Genomic DNA, 16,701 nt, shown 5'->3' with positions numbered 1-16,701 from the left:
CTCGCAAATTGCGAGCCTTTTTTATATCTAATTATTTTTCCTACTAATTGATTGACATCCTACCCAATTTATCCTTGCTTTTTCTTGAAGAATAAATAATATATTCAGATGGCGACGTTCTATAATACACTCTTGGTCGCAAGATTAATTGAAATTTTTCAACATTTTCTTGATCTAATCTCGTGAAACTTCCGTCATTATTAAAAGTCATGGCAGCTGGTACCGCTTTATTATAGTTTCCTAACCATTTAATATCTTCAATATCTGTTACGCCATAATTTTTAGTATTATCATTAAAAATAACAGTCAGCTTACCGTTATGATAAACAGGCATTGCGCTTAAGTATTCAGGGCCTTTTCCCATTACTGTCAATGGCACCATAATACCTGCACTTACACTAAAATTTCCTTGATTTGAAAAACCAAAAATTCCTAATGACAGTGTTGTATAACTTGCCTTTTGTTTTTTAGGAATAACATTAGACCAAGCTACCGTACCATCTGGATTTAATGAGGTTACAATAATTTCGTTGTTTATAAACGTAATTGGTGTAAATGCTAGAGGTCCAATTCCAGAAGATTGTCCTTGGACTATTAATTGATACTCTGATAACAATATTAAACCTCCATCATTTTTTTCAATTAAACTATGTGTTACATATAAAGGCTTAACATCTTTTCCTTTCTTAGCGCGACGCTCACCTATTAGTTTCACTTTAGTCTCGTAATCGAACTCATTAAAATTAAGACGTTCAACTTCATTAGTCGCAACTATTATAGATGCGGCATAAATTCCTTTTAATTCTTTATTTGCTTTACCATTCTTTCTTACGCTAGAATAGAAACCAACCAAATGAAGTTTACCTTCTTTATTTGCTAACATTTCACAATTAATAATTTCCTTATCTGTGAATTTTATATCGATAACTTCTTTAGCATAGCCATTAGCACTTTTAAAAGCATGCACTTCAAATTTTTCGTTATTCGTTTTTGTCTTTCGGTCTCTAAAGCTTTCATTAATAACTAAAAACACATCGTCATTAACACTAACATCATAATCAGATATCGTAAATTCTAAATCTTTTCTGTCTTCAAAGGGCACTTTCTCTATATGAGACATTGCTGTATTCAAATTTTCATCTAGCAATTTAATTTCGTATTGAATAACTTCTTCTTTATCAAAAAGTGCAGCATGCATAATTAAAAACCGATCTCCTGTTGGCGAATCCTTAAAGTAAAAAGCACCTTGTTCCCTTTTCTTAGTGACTTTGGTAGAAAATATTTTCACAAACTCCGTAGACAGTTTTCCATCAGATAAAACCTCCACACCAAATAAGTGAGCTGTTTTTTCTTTTTTTGTATAAACACTTCCAAAAACGTAAACTTTACTTCCTATTAGCGTAATTTCTTCAAAGTCTATAGAACGATCTTTAAAATCTGATAGGTCTATTTCATTTGTTGAGATAAGTGACATATCTGACGAATTAAACACTTTTATAAAATAGTTTTTCTTCTTGTTTGCAAGTGCGTAAATCTTACCATCTACTTCACCAGCAATTCGGACTATTTTCTGAGAATTATCTTCAATTTCCGTACCGTGGGTAAACGTAAAATCCCCAACTTGAATTTGAGAATACATTGATATAGAAACTAATAAAGCAAATACAAGTAATAGCGGTTTTTTATAAATCATTTTAATTTTGTTGATGAGATCACAATTATAAGTGTTTTATAACGTAAATACTTCATGATTTTAACATTTAATCTTAGCACACGTCTCATTAAAGTACAAACAAAACGACTTCATTTCTGACAATGAACACTTTAAATAAAAAAGGCTCGCAATTTGCGAGCCTTTTTTATTTTTAATTATTTATAATCTTTTCTTGATGAACAATAGATTCTTGGTGAATCGCTTTAAACATTTTTAAAATGAATTCTTCGCTTAATCCTCTTTCATTACCTTCTAATACCATTTTACCCAAGATTTCATTCCAACGCTTATTTTGTAACACGGCAACATTCTTTTCTTTCTTAAGTAATCCGATACCATCAGCAACTTTCATACGTTTGCCTAACAAATCGATAATCTGATTATCTACAACGTCTATCTGAGCTCTTAAATTATTAAGTTCAGAGTTGTATTCTGCTTCAGGATCTGATTCTTTTCTAATCTTCAGATCTTTCATAATCTGAACAAGACTACTTGGCGTTACCTGCTGTGCAGCATCACTCCATGCATTTTCAGGGTCAAAATGAGTCTCAATCATTAAACCGTCAAAATTAAGATCTAAAGCCGTTTGAGACACTTCTAAAATCATATCTCTATTACCTGTAATATGAGATGGATCGTTAATTAAAGGTAAATCTGGAAATCTATTTTGAAACTCAATAGCCAATTGCCATTCTGGTATATTTCTATATTTAGATTTTTCATACGTAGAGAATCCTCTATGTATAGCTCCTAAATTTTTAATTCCTGCAGAATACAATCTTTCAATACCACCTAACCATAATGATAAATCTGGATTTACTGGATTCTTAACCAATACGATTTTATCAGTGCCTTGCAAGGCATCAGCAATTTCTTGCATAATAAATGGACTCACTGTAGAACGTGCACCAATCCATAATAAATCGACATCATACTCTAAGGCTAACTTTACATGCGCTGCATTTGCAACTTCTGTACAGGTTTTCATTCCTGTTTCTGCCTTTACTTTTTGTAACCATTTTAAACCTAAAGCTCCTACTCCTTCGAAATTACCTGGACGTGTTCTTGGTTTCCAAATACCTGCTCTATAGTAATTAACATCAGTATCTTTTAGCTCGTGTGCTATTCTTAATACTTGTTCTTCTGTTTCCGCACTGCAAGGACCTGCAATTACTAATGGATGATCGAGATTCATATCATCCAACCAAGTTCTCATTTCTTTCTTGTTTTCCATTTTTGCTTTTATTCTTAATTACTATTGTATTCCGTTTAATATATCTTTTATGTGATTTGTTTTTTCCATTTCGTTATAAACAGCTTCAAAATCATTGTCTTCCATCAACTGCTTAAAGTGCTTTAGATTATCGATATACTCATCTAAAGTCTCTATAACATTTGTTTTATTTTGTTTAAAAATTGGTGTCCACATCGCTGGCGAACTTTTTGCTAAACGCACTGTACTTGCAAATCCACTGCCTGCCATATCAAAAATATCGCGTTCATTTCGTTCTTTATCAATCACCGTTTTACCCAACATAAACGCACTTATATGCGATAAATGTGAAACATAAGCGATGTGTTTATCGTGTGCTTTAGGATTCATATAGCGAATTCGCATTCCTAAATCTGAAAACAACTTTAATGCTTTTTCTTGAAGTTTGAAGGCTGTTTCCTCAACTTCACATATAATATTCGTCTTGTTTTTATATAAGCCATGAATCGCTGCTTTTGGCCCAGAATGCTCTGTACCAGCAATAGGATGCACTGCTAAATAATTTCTTCGCTTCGGGTGATTTCTTACTTTATCACAAATATCCTCTTTAGTAGAACCTGCATCAAAGACAATAGTGTCATCTGAAATATGATCTAAAACCTTAGGTAAAACCTCTAAAGTTGCATCTACCGGAATCGCTATAATTACAATTTCTGCTTTATTTAAATCTTCAAAATTTGCTTTTTCATCAATAACTCCTAATTGCAAAGCCTCTTCAAGATGTGCTTCAGTTGTATCAATACCAAAAACCTTACATTCTGGATGCAACGCTTTTATATCCAACGCAAAGCTTCCTCCAATTAATCCTACTCCTATAATAAAAATATTATTCACTTTTAACTTTTTAATTTTACTGCTTATTAACTACACCCTCGCAATGGCCTCTTCAATAACTTCCTCTGGAGCGCATAATGAAAACCTAACATAGCCTTCACCATTGCTACCAAACACAGTCCCTGGCGTAATGAATATAGAATGTTCTTTTAATACTAAATCTGTAAATTCTTCAGATTTTAAATGTGGTGGCAATTTTGCCCAAACAAACAATCCGGAAGCATGCTCATCGTAAGTACAATTCAGTCCTTTAGCTAATTTCCATATCAATGCTCTTCGGGATTGATAGACACTATTTAAACTCTTAAACCACATTTCTGAACATTTTAAAGCTTCAATAGCTCCTTTTTGTATGCCATAAAACATACCAGAATCCATATTACTTTTTACGCGTAAAACAGCACTTATAAAATCGTAATTCCCAACTAACATTCCAACACGCCAGCCAGCCATATTAAAGGTTTTGCTCAATGAGTTTAACTCCAAACAAACATCCTTAGCATTCTTGTATCTTAAAATACTTATTGGTTTATCATTCAGAATAAAACTGTAAGGATTATCATTTACTATTAAAATATCGTGACGTTTTCCAAACGCAATCACCTTATCATAAAATTTATTAGTTGCGTTTGCACCTGTTGGCATATGCGGATAATTAATCCACATAATTTTTACACGTTTTAAATCTAAACGCTCTAAAGCAGCAAAATCTGGTTCCCAATTATTATCTTCCTTTAAGTCGTAAAATACCGGCTTTGCTTCCAAAAGTTTAGTTACCGATGCATATGTTGGATACCCAGGATTAGGAATTAACACTTTATCACCTTTATTTAAAAAAGCCATGGAAATATGCATTATACCTTCCTTGCTTCCCATTAAAGGCAATACTTCTGTTTGCGAACTTAAATGAACTTGATAATGGTTTTTATAAAAACTTGAAATCCCTTCCCTCAGTTCTGGCAAGCCCTGATAACTTTGATATTGGTGTGCTTTCTCATCTAATAAACTATCTTGAAGCAACATAGATGCTTTAAAAGGTGGCTCTAAATCTGGACTCCCAATACCTAAATTAATAATAGGTTTACCTTGAGACTTTAAAAGCGCCACTTCTCTTAACTTCTTAGAAAAGTAGTATTCTTCAACATTTTGTAATCGCTTTGCAACTTCTATCATTGTCTTGCATTTTTATATTCTCCCAATATTTTAAAATTCTCTGCCATTAAACCTATAATAGACTTGGCTTTTTCATAATCTTTATAGTCCGCAAAAGTAACATCTACGAAAAACGCATATTTCCAAGGTGTATCAATTTTTGGCAATGACTGTATTTTGGTAAGGTTAAGTTTACAATCACTTAAAACATTTAATAAAGCCGCTAAACTGCCGCGCTTATGATCTAATTCAAACTTTAAAGATGCTTTATTAATATGAGCGTTATCAGTATGATTATTTTCCCGTCTCACAATAACAAAACGCGTTTCGTTATGTTTTATCGTTTGAATACTTTCTGCCAAAACATTAAGACCGTATAACTGTGCAGCATTTTTACTCGCTATGGCTGCAATGCCTTTTAAATTTTGCTCTGAAATTTGTTTTGCAACATCAGCTGTATCTTTAGCTTCCACTAATTTTATATGCGGATACTCTCTAAAAAACACCTTACATTGTAATAATGCCATAGGGTGTGAATGTACCTCTAAAATATCCTCAATACTTTGATTACTTAGCGCCATTAAACTATGCTGAATATCTAAATAGCATTCACCAACAATACTTAAATTATGATTATCGATTAGCGCATAATTAGGGATGATTGATCCTGCAATAGAATTTTCTAAAGCCATTACAATTTCATCCGTTTGCTCCTCTAGTAATGTATCAATAACACTATCAAAAGTCATACATTCTACAACCTCAGCTTCACCATTAAAATAATTCTGAACGACTTCGTGATGAAATGATCCTTTAATCCCTTGTATAGCAATTGGTTTTTTCACAATTTATTTTTCTTGTTTACCGATTCTGAAAACAGTTTAACGTTTATCAGCTCCTTAAAAATTGACATAAAAAAAGTCCCGATTAAATCGAGACTTTTAAAACTATATTTTAAATAAAACATACTCAGTCTCGTTCCTTTAGCTAAAAAAGAAATAAAACCAGTTATAATATGCTCTAGATATGTTCATATTCATTTTCCACATCAGTGGAAATCTTTAATTATAGGGCTAATGTAATTATTATTTTTACAAATCAAAATTGTTGAATTAGTTTTTTCTAAATAATTGCTAAGTTTTAAAGAATTAACAATAATTGCATTACAATATTCGGAATTAACTATTTTTGAATAAATTATATCTGTATGTCAATCGAAGTTTCAAATATTACCAAATTATACAAAGATCAGAAAGCACTTAACAATGTTTCTTTTAAGGTAAATGATGCTGAAATCGTTGGTTTTCTGGGTCCAAACGGCGCAGGAAAGTCCACTATGATGAAAATCTTAACTACGTACATAGAAGCTTCTGAAGGTTCTGCAAGTGTTAATGGGTTTGATGTGACTTTAGAAAAGAAGAATGTACAAAGTAGTGTTGGGTATTTACCAGAACACAATCCGCTTTATACAGACTTATACGTTAAAGAATATTTGAATTTTAACGCGAATGTTTATGGCACGCCTAAATCGCGCATAGAAGAGGTTATAAAACTAACGGGATTACAACCAGAAGCTCACAAAAAAATAAGTCAACTTTCTAAAGGTTACAGACAGCGTGTTGGTTTAGCAAATGCGTTGTTACATAATCCTGATGTCTTAATATTAGACGAACCTACAACCGGTTTAGATCCAAACCAACTCGTAGATATAAGAAACCTCATCAAAAACATTGGAAAAGAAAAAACCGTGTTTTTATCCACACATATTATGCAAGAAGTTGAAGCCATGTGCGACCGTGTAATTATTATTAATAAAGGAGAAGTAGTTGCCGATAAATATTTGAAGGATTTACGAGATGGCCAGGAACAAATTGTAATTGTTGAATTTGACTTTAGAGTGGAAGATGCCTTTTTATTAAAATTACCAAAAGTAAAATCGGTAAAGAACACGTATGGTTTTGTTTATGAAATTACGTTTTCCACTAAAGAAGATATGCGCTCACATGTGTTTGATTTTGCACATGATAATGAACTGAAAATTCTACAACTGAATCAGAAGAATGCGAGTTTAGAAAGTTTATTTCGTGAATTAACGAGTAATTAAGGCTTATAGAAATCAAAATCCTCTATTGGTACTTCGGTTAAACCTTCTATATTAAAAAGTTCTGGAACATTTTCAATTTCCAATAACCCAAACCGTTGTGTTTTAAAATTAACAAGAATGTATTTTTCATTTTGTTGATGTATTCAAAACTATTGAAAATGTAATTGACCATTATAAAAACGTTCAACATCTACTGTTGGTGGTTCATTAACAGATATCAAATCACCTGTACCATAAAGTTTACCCGTTAAAGATTGTTGTGGATTTATAACCATATCATTACTGCCACGATGATAAACTTGAACATTTTGAGCTATTAAATTTTCACCTTCAAAACGTCCAGCACCTGCATAAAAACCAACAAACAAATTATCTACAGCGCCATTTATATAATAGAACGACAGATTATTAGATGAAACAGAAAGGTTATTAGAATTAATATTGAGCCTAAAATCACCAACCGTAAATTCGTTAGTTTCATTATAATCTTCAGAAAGTAAATTTAGCGTATCATAACTTAAAACACCATCAGATGAAATATCATACTGGGTAGATGTTCTTATTTCAGTAAGCGTAGGTGTTTCAACATATATTTTGGTGATACCATAATCTCTAACGTAGTTGCAAGAATTATGATCTGTTAATACCAATTGACCATCTATAACTTCGACCTCTACATCGTTAATTAAATTTTCACCTGTTTCAATTGTGACTTTATAATTAGGGGCGTCTTTAATAATTAATTCAATATCTCTATGAACAAGAATACGCTCAAAACTAGATATAGAAATCACTTGCTGAATGATGCTTCCTGATGTTTGAAAACAATCGTTAGCATCTTCGCTATTACAAGCTAATAGTAACAAACTAAATATGTAAACTAATTTTCTCATAATCTTACTCCTATTCCAAATTCTACAGCTTCTGCTTTTGCTCCATGCGATTTCAACGTTATAGCTCCGAAAAGCTTCTTTCCGAAATACCGTTTTAATCCTATTCTTATATAAGTTCTGCCTTCAAAATCAAATGGGTAATACACATAATAACCTAATTGAGTTTCAACCGACATTCTATTTATAAATAATTCATGTCCTGCAAAAAGCCCAACACGTTTATAATCTTCATCTCCACTAACATTTTCTTCATGTAGCGAAACCGATGAGTAATAGATTAACTCCTTTAAGAAATTTGAGAAAAACACATCTGCACCAAACTGAATAGCACTAACATGACTTAGACGTTTATCGGCATAAGCAGACAACACATAAAACGGAAACTGTCCACTTCCGATGACATCACTTTCATTAATGCCAGATCTAAAGGCGAGGTTATATTTTATTTTTTCAGTGAATTTCTCATCATCGTTAGTCTCGATAAATTCCGCATCCTCAACATCCAAATGATAGGTTATGCCCACGTTAAAAGCAATAGTATTTACGCTTGTATTTGGTGCTCTAACATTAGCATTAGAGTAATGAATTAAAGACAACCCAGTCTGAAAACCAATACGATTAAAGAGTCTGTCTTTTTTATAATTAACCATCAAGTAGGTTGAACTCAAAATATCAGAACCGAAAGCTACATTTTTTGGGTTTTCAATTTTATCATAAGGATTACTTGAATATGCCAATCCTTGACCAAGACGCAACATGACATTACGTTTAAAAAAATAGAAATTATAATGCGCGTAGAGACCAAAATTATTACCTAATGTCTCGTTCTTTAAATCTTGATAAATGAAGGATGCTCCATAATCTGGATAATTAAACCGGTGTTCCCAAGCTTCGTTTCCAAACGTTTTTTTGTTCCAACTAAAAATAAAACCTTCAGGATGGTCTTTAATTAAGTGAAGAATACTGTTATTATGAAGTGCTATATTGCCACCAAAATAATTTAGATCAAAATACGTACTATGCTTTTCTTCTTGTCCGTAGAGTCCTATAGACAGTAGTAATAAAAATGAACATAGTAGATTTCGCATGGCAATTATTGAGGTGCAAAAATAGACAATAATTACAATTAGCTGCTTAAGTAACGCACAAGACTTTATACAAATAAAGTAGCGATTAATGATATGGCAGTTAACACCAAAAGTTGCACAGCAAATCTAAAATCTGATTTATACTTATTTATTAATTTCATGATTAAGGGCTTAATAATAAAGTGCAAATATCTAATTAAAAAAAGATTCTTTTGTTAGTTAAAATCTAAGAAATTGTTATGTATTTAACCTTTGAAACATGTAAGTTTTTAGAAAATCTATTCTTATTTATAAAATTGCTTTTACGACTGCTTTTGGTGATTCTTTTCTTGTACCATCAAAACCGTTTATACCACTTACTGTCGTATATTTTAGAACAAATTTCTTTCCTGGATTTAGTCTTTTATAAGCTGATTGACACATTAAGGTAGCTTCATGAAAACCACAAAGAATCAATTTTAGTTTTCCTTCGTAGGTATTGACATCTCCGATAGCATAAATACCAGGAATATTCGTTTGATAATCTACTGTATCTACCTTAATCGCATTCTTTTCAATCTCCAATCCCCAATCTCCAATTGGTCCTAATTTTGGTGATAAACCAAATAGTGGAATAAAAGCATCTGCCTCTATAATTTGAGTGTCTCCATCTTTAGTCACCGCTACTCCTTCAATTTTATGCTCACCATGCAATGCTGTAATTTCTGCAGGAGTAATGATGTTTATTTTGTTGAGCAATTTTAATTCTTGCACACGTTCCACAGAATCTAGAGCACCTCTAAATTCATTTCGTCGGTGAACCAAAGTCACTTCTGAAGCAACATCTGCTAAAAAAATACCCCAGTCTAAAGCTGAATCTCCTCCGCCTGCAATCACCACTTTTTTATCGCGATACACTTCTGGGTCTTTAATAAAATAGGCTAAACCGTTATCTTCATAGCTATCGATATTTTCTAATTGTGGTTTTCTTGGTTCAAAACTTCCTAAACCACCAGCAATAGCTATAATTGGAGCGTGATGTTGGGTGCCTTTATTTGTCGTCACAATAAAACTACCATCGTCTAAGGTCTCAATGGTTTCTGCGCGTTCACCTAATGTAAAACCTGGTTGAAATTGTTTCCCTTGTTCTAATAAATTAGAGGTTAAATCACCAGCTAAAATTTCAGGAAATCCCGGAATATCATAAATCGGTTTTTTAGGATACAATTCAGAACACTGACCACCTGGTTGGGGCAATGCATCAATTAAATGGCACTTTAATTTTAACAATCCGGCTTCAAATACTGTAAATAAACCTGTTGGTCCTGCTCCTATAATAAGTATATCTGTTGTAATCATAATCTACATTTTTTCGACTAAACCTTTAGTGAATTCGTTTAATTTTTCAACTTTCTGCTCAAAGTCCCCTTTAATTGTTTTTCTATATATATTGAGATTCTTTACTAAATCATCAATGTTTTCTGGAATTACATCTTCAAAAAACTGACGTAATCGTTTGGCTGTGGTTGGTGATTGTCCATTAGTAGAAATCGCCACTTTTACATTGCCTTTTGTGACGATGCCTCCCATATAAAAATCACAATATGGCGGATTGTCTGCTACATTAACCAATTTGTTTTGCGAACGGCAATCCTTATATATTTTAATATTTACTTCAGGTTGATCTGTTGTTGCAATGACTATATGGTGATCTTTTAAATAGCCGTTTTTATAAATATCGTCAACACGTTTTACGTTTCCGGTGTTAGCCATTGCAATCGTTCCTTCTCTATACATTGGTGAGACCATAGTAACATTTGCATCTGGACTCGATTTTAAAAGAAACGTTAATTTTTCTTCTGCGACATTGCCACCACCCACAATTAAAACATTGAGATTTTTAGCTTTTAAAAAGATGGGATATAAATTATTCCGTTCCATAACTAAGCCGTTTGTTTCTGTATGTTATACTTTGCTAAATCTGCTTTGGTATAAATATCTGTAAGATCGACGCGCTGATTCACGACTTCACCAATGATGATAATTGCAGGATTTGATAATTGTTTGTCTTCGACAATAGCTTCGATATTAGACATTTTACCAATACCTACATTTTCATTCGGTCTAGTTCCATTTTGAATGATTGCAATTGCCGTTTCAGATTTACCTTCCTTAGAAAAAATCTGAACAATTTCGGAAAGCTTACTCATTCCCATTAAAATAACCACAGTAGCTGTCGATTTTGCTGCTAAAGCAATATCACTAGAAATTTCATGGGATTTTGTGGTTCCTGTAATTACCCAAAAACTTTCAGCGGCATTCCGCTTCGTTAATGGAATACCTTGGTATGCTGGCACTGCAGCCGACGACGAAATACCAGGAACAACAGCTACTTCAATGGCATATTCTTTAGCATAATCTAATTCTTCTGCACCACGACCAAAAATAAAAGGATCACCACCTTTTAAACGCACCACATGACCAAATCTTAAAGCGCGTTGCACTATTAATTCGTTAATTTGATTTTGCTGATACGCATAACACCCTTTTCGTTTACCAACAAAAATTAACTCTGTATTTGGCGCTGCGTATTGTAACAATTCTACATTTACAAGTGCATCATACATAATGACATCTGCAGATTTTATGGCTTTAATGGCCTTTATAGTAATTAAATCTACATCTCCTGGGCCTGCGCCTACTATGGTTAATCTTGGTGTCATACTCTTAGTTTTATGCAACAACTTGTGTATCTCTAAAAGCTCTGACACTTTTTAAAAATTGTTCTGCTGCGTTTATATAATTATTGGCAAAGTCTTTAGTTGGTGGAAATACTTTGATTTGATAAATAAGATCTGAAAAAGATGTTCCTAATTCTATTTTTTTAGTTTCTACAAAAAGTTCATCAAATTGTGAAATGATGCCAGCTTGGGTGTTAGTGCTGATATTTTCTGAAAGCAAAATGGCTTTTGCTGAATTTACCATAGAACGATACGCTTCATAAATCGCACTCGAATACACTTTGTTAGCATACGCCTCTTTTGATTCTTCAATTTTCTCATCACTTTCTAGGAATAGTGTGGCGATTAAATCGATAACGACTCCGGCGCATTCTCCAATTCCGATGGCTTTTACATATTGTTCTTCTGTTCCCCAATCGATAAAATCTTCTTGAGTTAAATTTTCAGTATCCGATAGATCCGTTAATAAGTGATAGAAATACTTTTCGCCTTTTTCTTTGTAATAGTCGACGAATTGTTTGCCTTCTGCATTCGCTTCAAAATCATTTAAGATTCTTCTTAAAGCGTCTGGCCCTCTTCTACTCGGAATTTTAACCACCTTATCAGCGAAATACGCATTTCCATTTCCTAGATTTCCACCACCTAAAAGTACTTGCAATGCCGGAGCTACTAATTTATCTTTTGTCCGAATTGACATCCCTTGAAAACCGATATTTGCCATATTATGTTGTCCACAAGCATTCATACAACCACTAATTTTAATCATTAAATCAGAATTTTCGAGATATTGAGGATACTCCGTTTTAATAACACGTTCTAATTCTTCAGCTATCCCAGTACTACTTGCAATCCCTAAGTTGCAAGTATCCGTACCAGGACATGCTGTTATATCGACAGCTTTATTATAACCCGCTTCAACGAAACCTAACTTCTCTAATTCAACATAAAAAAATGGTAACAAATCTTCTTTCACAAAAGGAATTAAGATGTTCTGACGTAAACTCAATCGCAATTCACCTGCCGCATAGTACTCAACCAAATCGGCTAATAAGCGTGCTTTATCAGTGTAGAAATCACCCAATAAAACTTTGATTCCAATCGCAACATACCCCTCTTGTTTTTGAGGAATTACATTGGTCGATTTCCATAAATTATACGCCTCCGTATGTTTAATTTCTACATTTGGAGCCGTTACAGAAACTGGTTTTGAAACTTTATAATTAGTATCGTCAATCGTAACTGTTTTAAATTCTATGGCATTTTGTTCTTCTTCAACCAAAACTTTAAACGCTTCTAATCCTAAATCTTTTATTAAGAATTTAAGTCGTGCTTTGGCTCTACTTTTACGTTCTCCATAACGATCGAACACTCTTAAAACTCCTTCCATCAAAGGAATAATTTTATCTGACGGCAAAAATTCATAAAACAAATCGGCATGTCTTGGTTGCGAACCTAAACCACCACCTAACATTACTTTAAAACCTTTTATTCCATTTTCAATTTTAGCTATAAAACCTAAATCGTGCATGTACGATAACCCTGTATCTTCATCTGAAGCCGAAAAGGATACTTTAAACTTTCGACCCATTTCTTGACACACAGAATTCCGTAAAAAGAATTTGAATAAGGCATCTGCATAAGGAGAAACATCAAAAGGTTCGTTAGGATCAATACCTGCTGTTTCAGATGCGGTGACATTTCTAACCGTATTACCACAAGCCTCTCTGATAGTGACATCATCGCGCTCTAATTCGGCCCAAAGTTCTGGTGTTCTATTGATATCCACATAATGAATTTGAATATCTTGACGTGTTGTAATATGCAAGCGGCTTCTAGAATATTCATCTGAAACTTCAGCAATACGACGCAATTGATGACTCAAAACTTTACCATAAGGTAATTTGATTCTAATCATTTGTACACCTTCTTGGCGTTGACCATAAATTCCTCTAGCCAAACGGAGGCTTCTGAATTTTTCTTCGTCAATTTTCCCCTTTTGAAAAAGCTCAATTTTATTGGCTAATTCAAGGATATCCTTTTGTACTACTGGATTTTCTAATTCTGTTCTAAAACTCTGCATCTGTTCTATTTATTGAAAATGTATACCACATTCTCTATTGAGAAGTGCTTTAATAGGATCGAAATAATAATTGTTTTTCGCTAATTGGTTATCCTCTATATATTGATCTAAATCCGAATCGCTCCAATAGTAAAATGGACTCACTTTAAGAATACCGTCTTTACTGAAACTTAAAATATCCTTCTTATCTCTATACTCAGTTTGCCTTACTCTAATATTTGTAAACCACACATCTGGATTCTGTTCTTTTAAGGCACGTCTAAATGGCTCTAGCTTTACAGCTTCTGAAAAAATCGCATGATTATCATCTTCTAAACTTGGTAATCCAATAGTAGAATCAATCTCTTCTCGAGTATATAAACTTTGATATTTTAGAATATTAAGATTATATTTTTCTATTAATTGAGACGCATGTTCGTACGTGCTCGGTTGGTTATATAAGGTATCGCACCACACGACTCTTATATCTTTATCGAGTTGAGACATAGTACTTAATAATACCGAAGAATAGATGCCAAAACTGGTCGTCACAATTTTATTATCAGATAATTTTAAAGCCCATTCTGCAATTTCATTCGGAGTTTTATCTCGTAATTTTTTATTCCAAACGTCTATATCTATGTCTATCATTTTCCCCACTTTATAGAATTCCAAGTACGTTCATGAAAGAAATAAAGCACCATTTTAGATACTAATTCTATACCTCCAATTGAAAACGCTAAGGCCAAAGTCCCAGTAACTAGATAAGAAATGGTTACTGTCGCTAATGTTCCGACAACTCTCCAACTTATAGTTTTTACAATGCTGCGTTTAATATTTTCTTGAGTAGTATTAGATTCTTGTTTATCATTTTCTAAACTTAAATCTGCTTGTAATACACGATTCATAATTGCTATTAATTTTATATTCTCTTTACCCTATAGATTTACTAGGATAATGCAAACATATAAATTAATTACAGTTTAAACTCTAATTATTTCGAAAAAAAAGGATTAAAAAATTGGGAATATGCTAATTAGACAAATCAGCTAAGGTTGTATTACGGAATATTTCGAGCGTATTATCGCGCACTTTAAGCATCAATTTATTTACCGCACATGCATCTTCGTCTATACAGTCCGCGCATTTTTCGTAAAAATTTAAACTCACACAAGGCACCATTGCAATTGGCCCTTCTAATAAACGCATTACGGTGGTCATAGGAATTTCTTTTGGGTCCTTTAGTAAATAGTACCCACCTCCTTTGCCCTTTTTAGAGCCTAACATTCCGTTTTTTCTTAAGGTTAGCAATATACTTTCCAGAAATTTTTGAGATATATTTTCTGTTTTTGAAATCGTAGATATTTGAACAGGTACACGATCTTTCTGTCGTGCTAAGTGCACCAAGGCTTTTATTCCGTATTTTGTTTTCTTTGAAAGCATTGTGCTATGATAAGTATTTTTAACACTATTTACTAATTTGTAGTGTGTGTTTTTTCTAAAGCGTAAAAAGTTGCCTGTACATAATCATCATCATCTCCAGAATTGTTCCCTTGATATACTCCAGCTTTAAAATACATGTATTGTCCTCCCACATTAAAGCCGCTGTTTACCATATTTACAGTTTCAACAACATCTGGTTTTCCTTCTCTAATGATTGTAACTGTTAAATCATCACCAACAACTTTAATCCTATAACTAAACACCTCGTTAAGCGCAATTCCATCCGCAGGATTAGACGCACTGTTACTTCTAGAACCAATCATTTCATACCATTGTTCCGCCCCATTTCCATCTGTAGGTTCATGGGCAAAATAAATTGAACCTAAGGCATTATTTTGCAGTTTTCTATAATATATACGAATAGGCTCATCATCATTAGCGTGTATTTGTCCAATAATGACTCTCCCGACATGACTATTACTCCCTGTTGTTGTGACATGGTTTACTGCAAGCGTAGCATTCATTTCTCCATCATAACCTGCTGCTGCATTTATATCAGCGATTGGAGCAGTACCAAATACCCAATTATTTCCATTAACACCCTGTGTACTAATACTTGTATTTGTACCTCTAAGCATTTCGCGTAATTCTACTCTTGTATAACTTGTATTTTCAGAAGTCTTATAACCATCTACTGGACATTTAAAAACCATACCACCATCAGCTGCCGTATAAAAATAACTACTATTTTCATAGTTATTGTTAATCTGACTAACCGATATAGTTGTTGCTGTACCATTCCCTTGATCTTCAGGAATACTTAAATTCCAAGTGGATAAATCAAAATTTTCTGAAGGTGTTTTATTTGGGTCTAAGGTTCCGTTGGTTTCTTCTGCAGCGGCTTGTGTAATTGCTACATCTCTTGACATAGTCCCACCCGAAACTGTTACAGTTCCTGAACGATCATTATAAGTTGGGTTTGTCTCTACAGAAATTGCTATTGCTCCACTATTAGTTCCACTTGAAGGTGTTGTAGTAATCCAGTTAGAATCTGAACTTACGCTCCAATCTAAATTAGATATTACACTCACAGACTGTGTTTCTTCGTTTCCAGAAAACCCTGAAACTGAAGTTACAACTAAATTCTCTACTACCGATTCTTCTTCGGCATCCTTAGAACTACAACTAAATAGAACTGTCGTAATTATAAGTGTAAAAACAATGTGTACTAATTTCATAATTTGTTTTTTACAAAAATAACATCTAAAGATCATAGAAACCTAAAAAACATCGAAGTAACTACTTAAACTTTCTACATGAAATATGCTTTCAAAATAATTCAAAACCTAATAAACTCATAAAAAAAGAGAATTAAAATCTCATTTCATATAATTTTTCTACTTTTGTACCATCAAAAATTG

Annotated in this window: 16 protein-coding genes; 1 reads left to right on the top strand and 15 read right to left on the bottom strand. The window is 33.1% G+C overall.

What is annotated here, in order from left to right:
* Window positions 1-43 precede the first annotated feature (43 nt).
* From BLT80_RS17360 to BLT80_RS17340, 5 genes are all read right to left on the bottom strand, one after another.
* Complete coding sequence (locus BLT80_RS17360) at window positions 44-1,693, bottom strand: hypothetical protein (RefSeq protein ID WP_092470348.1); 1,650 nt, start codon at window positions 1,691-1,693, stop codon at window positions 44-46.
* Between the two features lie 172 nt (window positions 1,694-1,865).
* Window positions 1,866-2,948 (bottom strand): bifunctional 3-deoxy-7-phosphoheptulonate synthase/chorismate mutase type II, encoded by a 1,083-nt coding sequence (locus BLT80_RS17355; RefSeq protein ID WP_092470346.1) that lies wholly within the window; start codon window positions 2,946-2,948, stop codon window positions 1,866-1,868.
* Between the two features lie 21 nt (window positions 2,949-2,969).
* Window positions 2,970-3,821, bottom strand: coding sequence for a prephenate dehydrogenase (locus BLT80_RS17350; RefSeq protein ID WP_092470344.1), 852 nt, complete (start codon window positions 3,819-3,821; stop codon window positions 2,970-2,972).
* Window positions 3,822-3,851: 30 nt separating this feature from the next.
* Window positions 3,852-4,994 (bottom strand): pyridoxal phosphate-dependent aminotransferase, encoded by a 1,143-nt coding sequence (locus BLT80_RS17345; RefSeq protein WP_092470342.1) that lies wholly within the window; start codon window positions 4,992-4,994, stop codon window positions 3,852-3,854.
* Complete coding sequence (locus tag BLT80_RS17340; protein WP_092470339.1) at window positions 4,991-5,818, bottom strand: prephenate dehydratase; 828 nt, start codon at window positions 5,816-5,818, stop codon at window positions 4,991-4,993. The genes BLT80_RS17345 and BLT80_RS17340 overlap by 4 nt, the downstream gene beginning before the upstream one ends.
* Window positions 5,819-6,180: 362 nt before the next feature.
* Here BLT80_RS17340 and gldA point away from each other — a divergent pair, with 362 nt between their 5' ends.
* Window positions 6,181-7,077, top strand: coding sequence for a gliding motility-associated ABC transporter ATP-binding subunit GldA (gene gldA / locus BLT80_RS17335; RefSeq protein ID WP_092470337.1), 897 nt, complete (start codon window positions 6,181-6,183; stop codon window positions 7,075-7,077).
* Between the two features lie 149 nt (window positions 7,078-7,226).
* Here gldA and BLT80_RS17330 read toward each other — a convergent pair whose 3' ends face one another.
* From BLT80_RS17330 to BLT80_RS17285, 10 genes are all read right to left on the bottom strand, one after another.
* The gene (locus tag BLT80_RS17330) at window positions 7,227-7,970 is read right to left on the bottom strand and encodes a head GIN domain-containing protein (protein WP_092470334.1); all 744 of its coding nucleotides are present in this window, start codon (window positions 7,968-7,970) and stop codon (window positions 7,227-7,229) included.
* A complete protein-coding gene (locus BLT80_RS17325; protein ID WP_092470332.1) occupies window positions 7,967-9,058 on the bottom strand; it encodes an acyloxyacyl hydrolase in 1,092 nt (363 codons plus the stop codon). The genes BLT80_RS17330 and BLT80_RS17325 overlap by 4 nt, the downstream gene beginning before the upstream one ends.
* Before the next feature lie 288 nt (window positions 9,059-9,346).
* Window positions 9,347-10,396 carry an NAD(P)/FAD-dependent oxidoreductase gene (locus BLT80_RS17320; protein WP_092470329.1) on the bottom strand — a complete coding sequence of 350 codons (1,050 nt, stop codon included), beginning with the start codon at window positions 10,394-10,396 and terminating at the stop codon, window positions 9,347-9,349.
* 3 nt (window positions 10,397-10,399) lie between these two features.
* Window positions 10,400-10,978 carry a precorrin-2 dehydrogenase/sirohydrochlorin ferrochelatase family protein gene (locus BLT80_RS17315; RefSeq protein ID WP_092470327.1) on the bottom strand — a complete coding sequence of 193 codons (579 nt, stop codon included), beginning with the start codon at window positions 10,976-10,978 and terminating at the stop codon, window positions 10,400-10,402.
* Window positions 10,979-10,980: 2 nt separating this feature from the next.
* Entirely contained in the window at window positions 10,981-11,760 is a 780-nt protein-coding gene (gene cobA / locus BLT80_RS17310; protein WP_092470324.1) for a uroporphyrinogen-III C-methyltransferase, read from the bottom strand.
* A 10-nt stretch (window positions 11,761-11,770) separates the two neighbouring features.
* Window positions 11,771-13,858: a HEPN domain-containing protein gene (locus BLT80_RS17305; RefSeq protein ID WP_092470321.1), complete on the bottom strand. Its 2,088-nt coding sequence runs from the start codon at window positions 13,856-13,858 to the stop codon at window positions 11,771-11,773.
* Window positions 13,859-13,867: 9 nt separating this feature from the next.
* Entirely contained in the window at window positions 13,868-14,488 is a 621-nt protein-coding gene (locus tag BLT80_RS17300) for a phosphoadenosine phosphosulfate reductase domain-containing protein (protein WP_092470319.1), read from the bottom strand.
* Window positions 14,485-14,745 carry a DUF2061 domain-containing protein gene (locus BLT80_RS17295; RefSeq protein WP_092470317.1) on the bottom strand — a complete coding sequence of 87 codons (261 nt, stop codon included), beginning with the start codon at window positions 14,743-14,745 and terminating at the stop codon, window positions 14,485-14,487. Before BLT80_RS17295 ends, BLT80_RS17300 begins: the two co-directional genes overlap by 4 nt.
* Before the next feature lie 124 nt (window positions 14,746-14,869).
* On the bottom strand, window positions 14,870-15,280 hold the full coding sequence (locus BLT80_RS17290) for an RrF2 family transcriptional regulator (protein WP_092470315.1): 411 nt from the start codon (window positions 15,278-15,280) through the stop codon (window positions 14,870-14,872).
* A gap of 32 nt (window positions 15,281-15,312) precedes the next feature.
* Window positions 15,313-16,518 carry a polysaccharide lyase family 7 protein gene (locus tag BLT80_RS17285; RefSeq protein ID WP_175455642.1) on the bottom strand — a complete coding sequence of 402 codons (1,206 nt, stop codon included), beginning with the start codon at window positions 16,516-16,518 and terminating at the stop codon, window positions 15,313-15,315.
* Between the last annotated feature and the right edge of the window lie 183 nt (window positions 16,519-16,701).

The sequence above is a fragment of the Winogradskyella thalassocola genome, from assembly GCF_900099995.1.
Classification (GTDB): Bacteria; Bacteroidota; Bacteroidia; order Flavobacteriales; family Flavobacteriaceae; genus Winogradskyella; species Winogradskyella thalassocola.
This window is presented reverse-complemented; position numbering and strand designations above follow the sequence as displayed.

What these genes read in the sequence shown, in the direction of transcription:
- BLT80_RS17305 (WP_092470321.1), bottom strand. Translation starts at nt 13,858, where the DNA reads ATGCAGAGTTTTAGAACAGAATTAGAAAATCCAGTAGTACAAAAGGAT.
- cobA (WP_092470324.1), bottom strand. Translation starts at nt 11,760, where the DNA reads ATGACACCAAGATTAACCATAGTAGGCGCAGGCCCAGGAGATGTAGAT.
- BLT80_RS17330 (WP_092470334.1), bottom strand. Translation starts at nt 7,970, where the DNA reads ATGAGAAAATTAGTTTACATATTTAGTTTGTTACTATTAGCTTGTAAT.
- BLT80_RS17300 (WP_092470319.1), bottom strand. Translation starts at nt 14,488, where the DNA reads ATGATAGACATAGATATAGACGTTTGGAATAAAAAATTACGAGATAAA.
- BLT80_RS17325 (WP_092470332.1), bottom strand. Translation starts at nt 9,058, where the DNA reads ATGCGAAATCTACTATGTTCATTTTTATTACTACTGTCTATAGGACTC.
- BLT80_RS17320 (WP_092470329.1), bottom strand. Translation starts at nt 10,396, where the DNA reads ATGATTACAACAGATATACTTATTATAGGAGCAGGACCAACAGGTTTA.
- gldA (WP_092470337.1), top strand. Translation starts at nt 6,181, where the DNA reads ATGTCAATCGAAGTTTCAAATATTACCAAATTATACAAAGATCAGAAA.
- BLT80_RS17360 (WP_092470348.1), bottom strand. Translation starts at nt 1,693, where the DNA reads ATGATTTATAAAAAACCGCTATTACTTGTATTTGCTTTATTAGTTTCT.
- BLT80_RS17285 (WP_175455642.1), bottom strand. Translation starts at nt 16,518, where the DNA reads ATGAAATTAGTACACATTGTTTTTACACTTATAATTACGACAGTTCTA.
- BLT80_RS17290 (WP_092470315.1), bottom strand. Translation starts at nt 15,280, where the DNA reads ATGCTTTCAAAGAAAACAAAATACGGAATAAAAGCCTTGGTGCACTTA.
- BLT80_RS17295 (WP_092470317.1), bottom strand. Translation starts at nt 14,745, where the DNA reads ATGAATCGTGTATTACAAGCAGATTTAAGTTTAGAAAATGATAAACAA.
- BLT80_RS17345 (WP_092470342.1), bottom strand. Translation starts at nt 4,994, where the DNA reads ATGATAGAAGTTGCAAAGCGATTACAAAATGTTGAAGAATACTACTTT.
- BLT80_RS17315 (WP_092470327.1), bottom strand. Translation starts at nt 10,978, where the DNA reads ATGGAACGGAATAATTTATATCCCATCTTTTTAAAAGCTAAAAATCTC.
- BLT80_RS17355 (WP_092470346.1), bottom strand. Translation starts at nt 2,948, where the DNA reads ATGGAAAACAAGAAAGAAATGAGAACTTGGTTGGATGATATGAATCTC.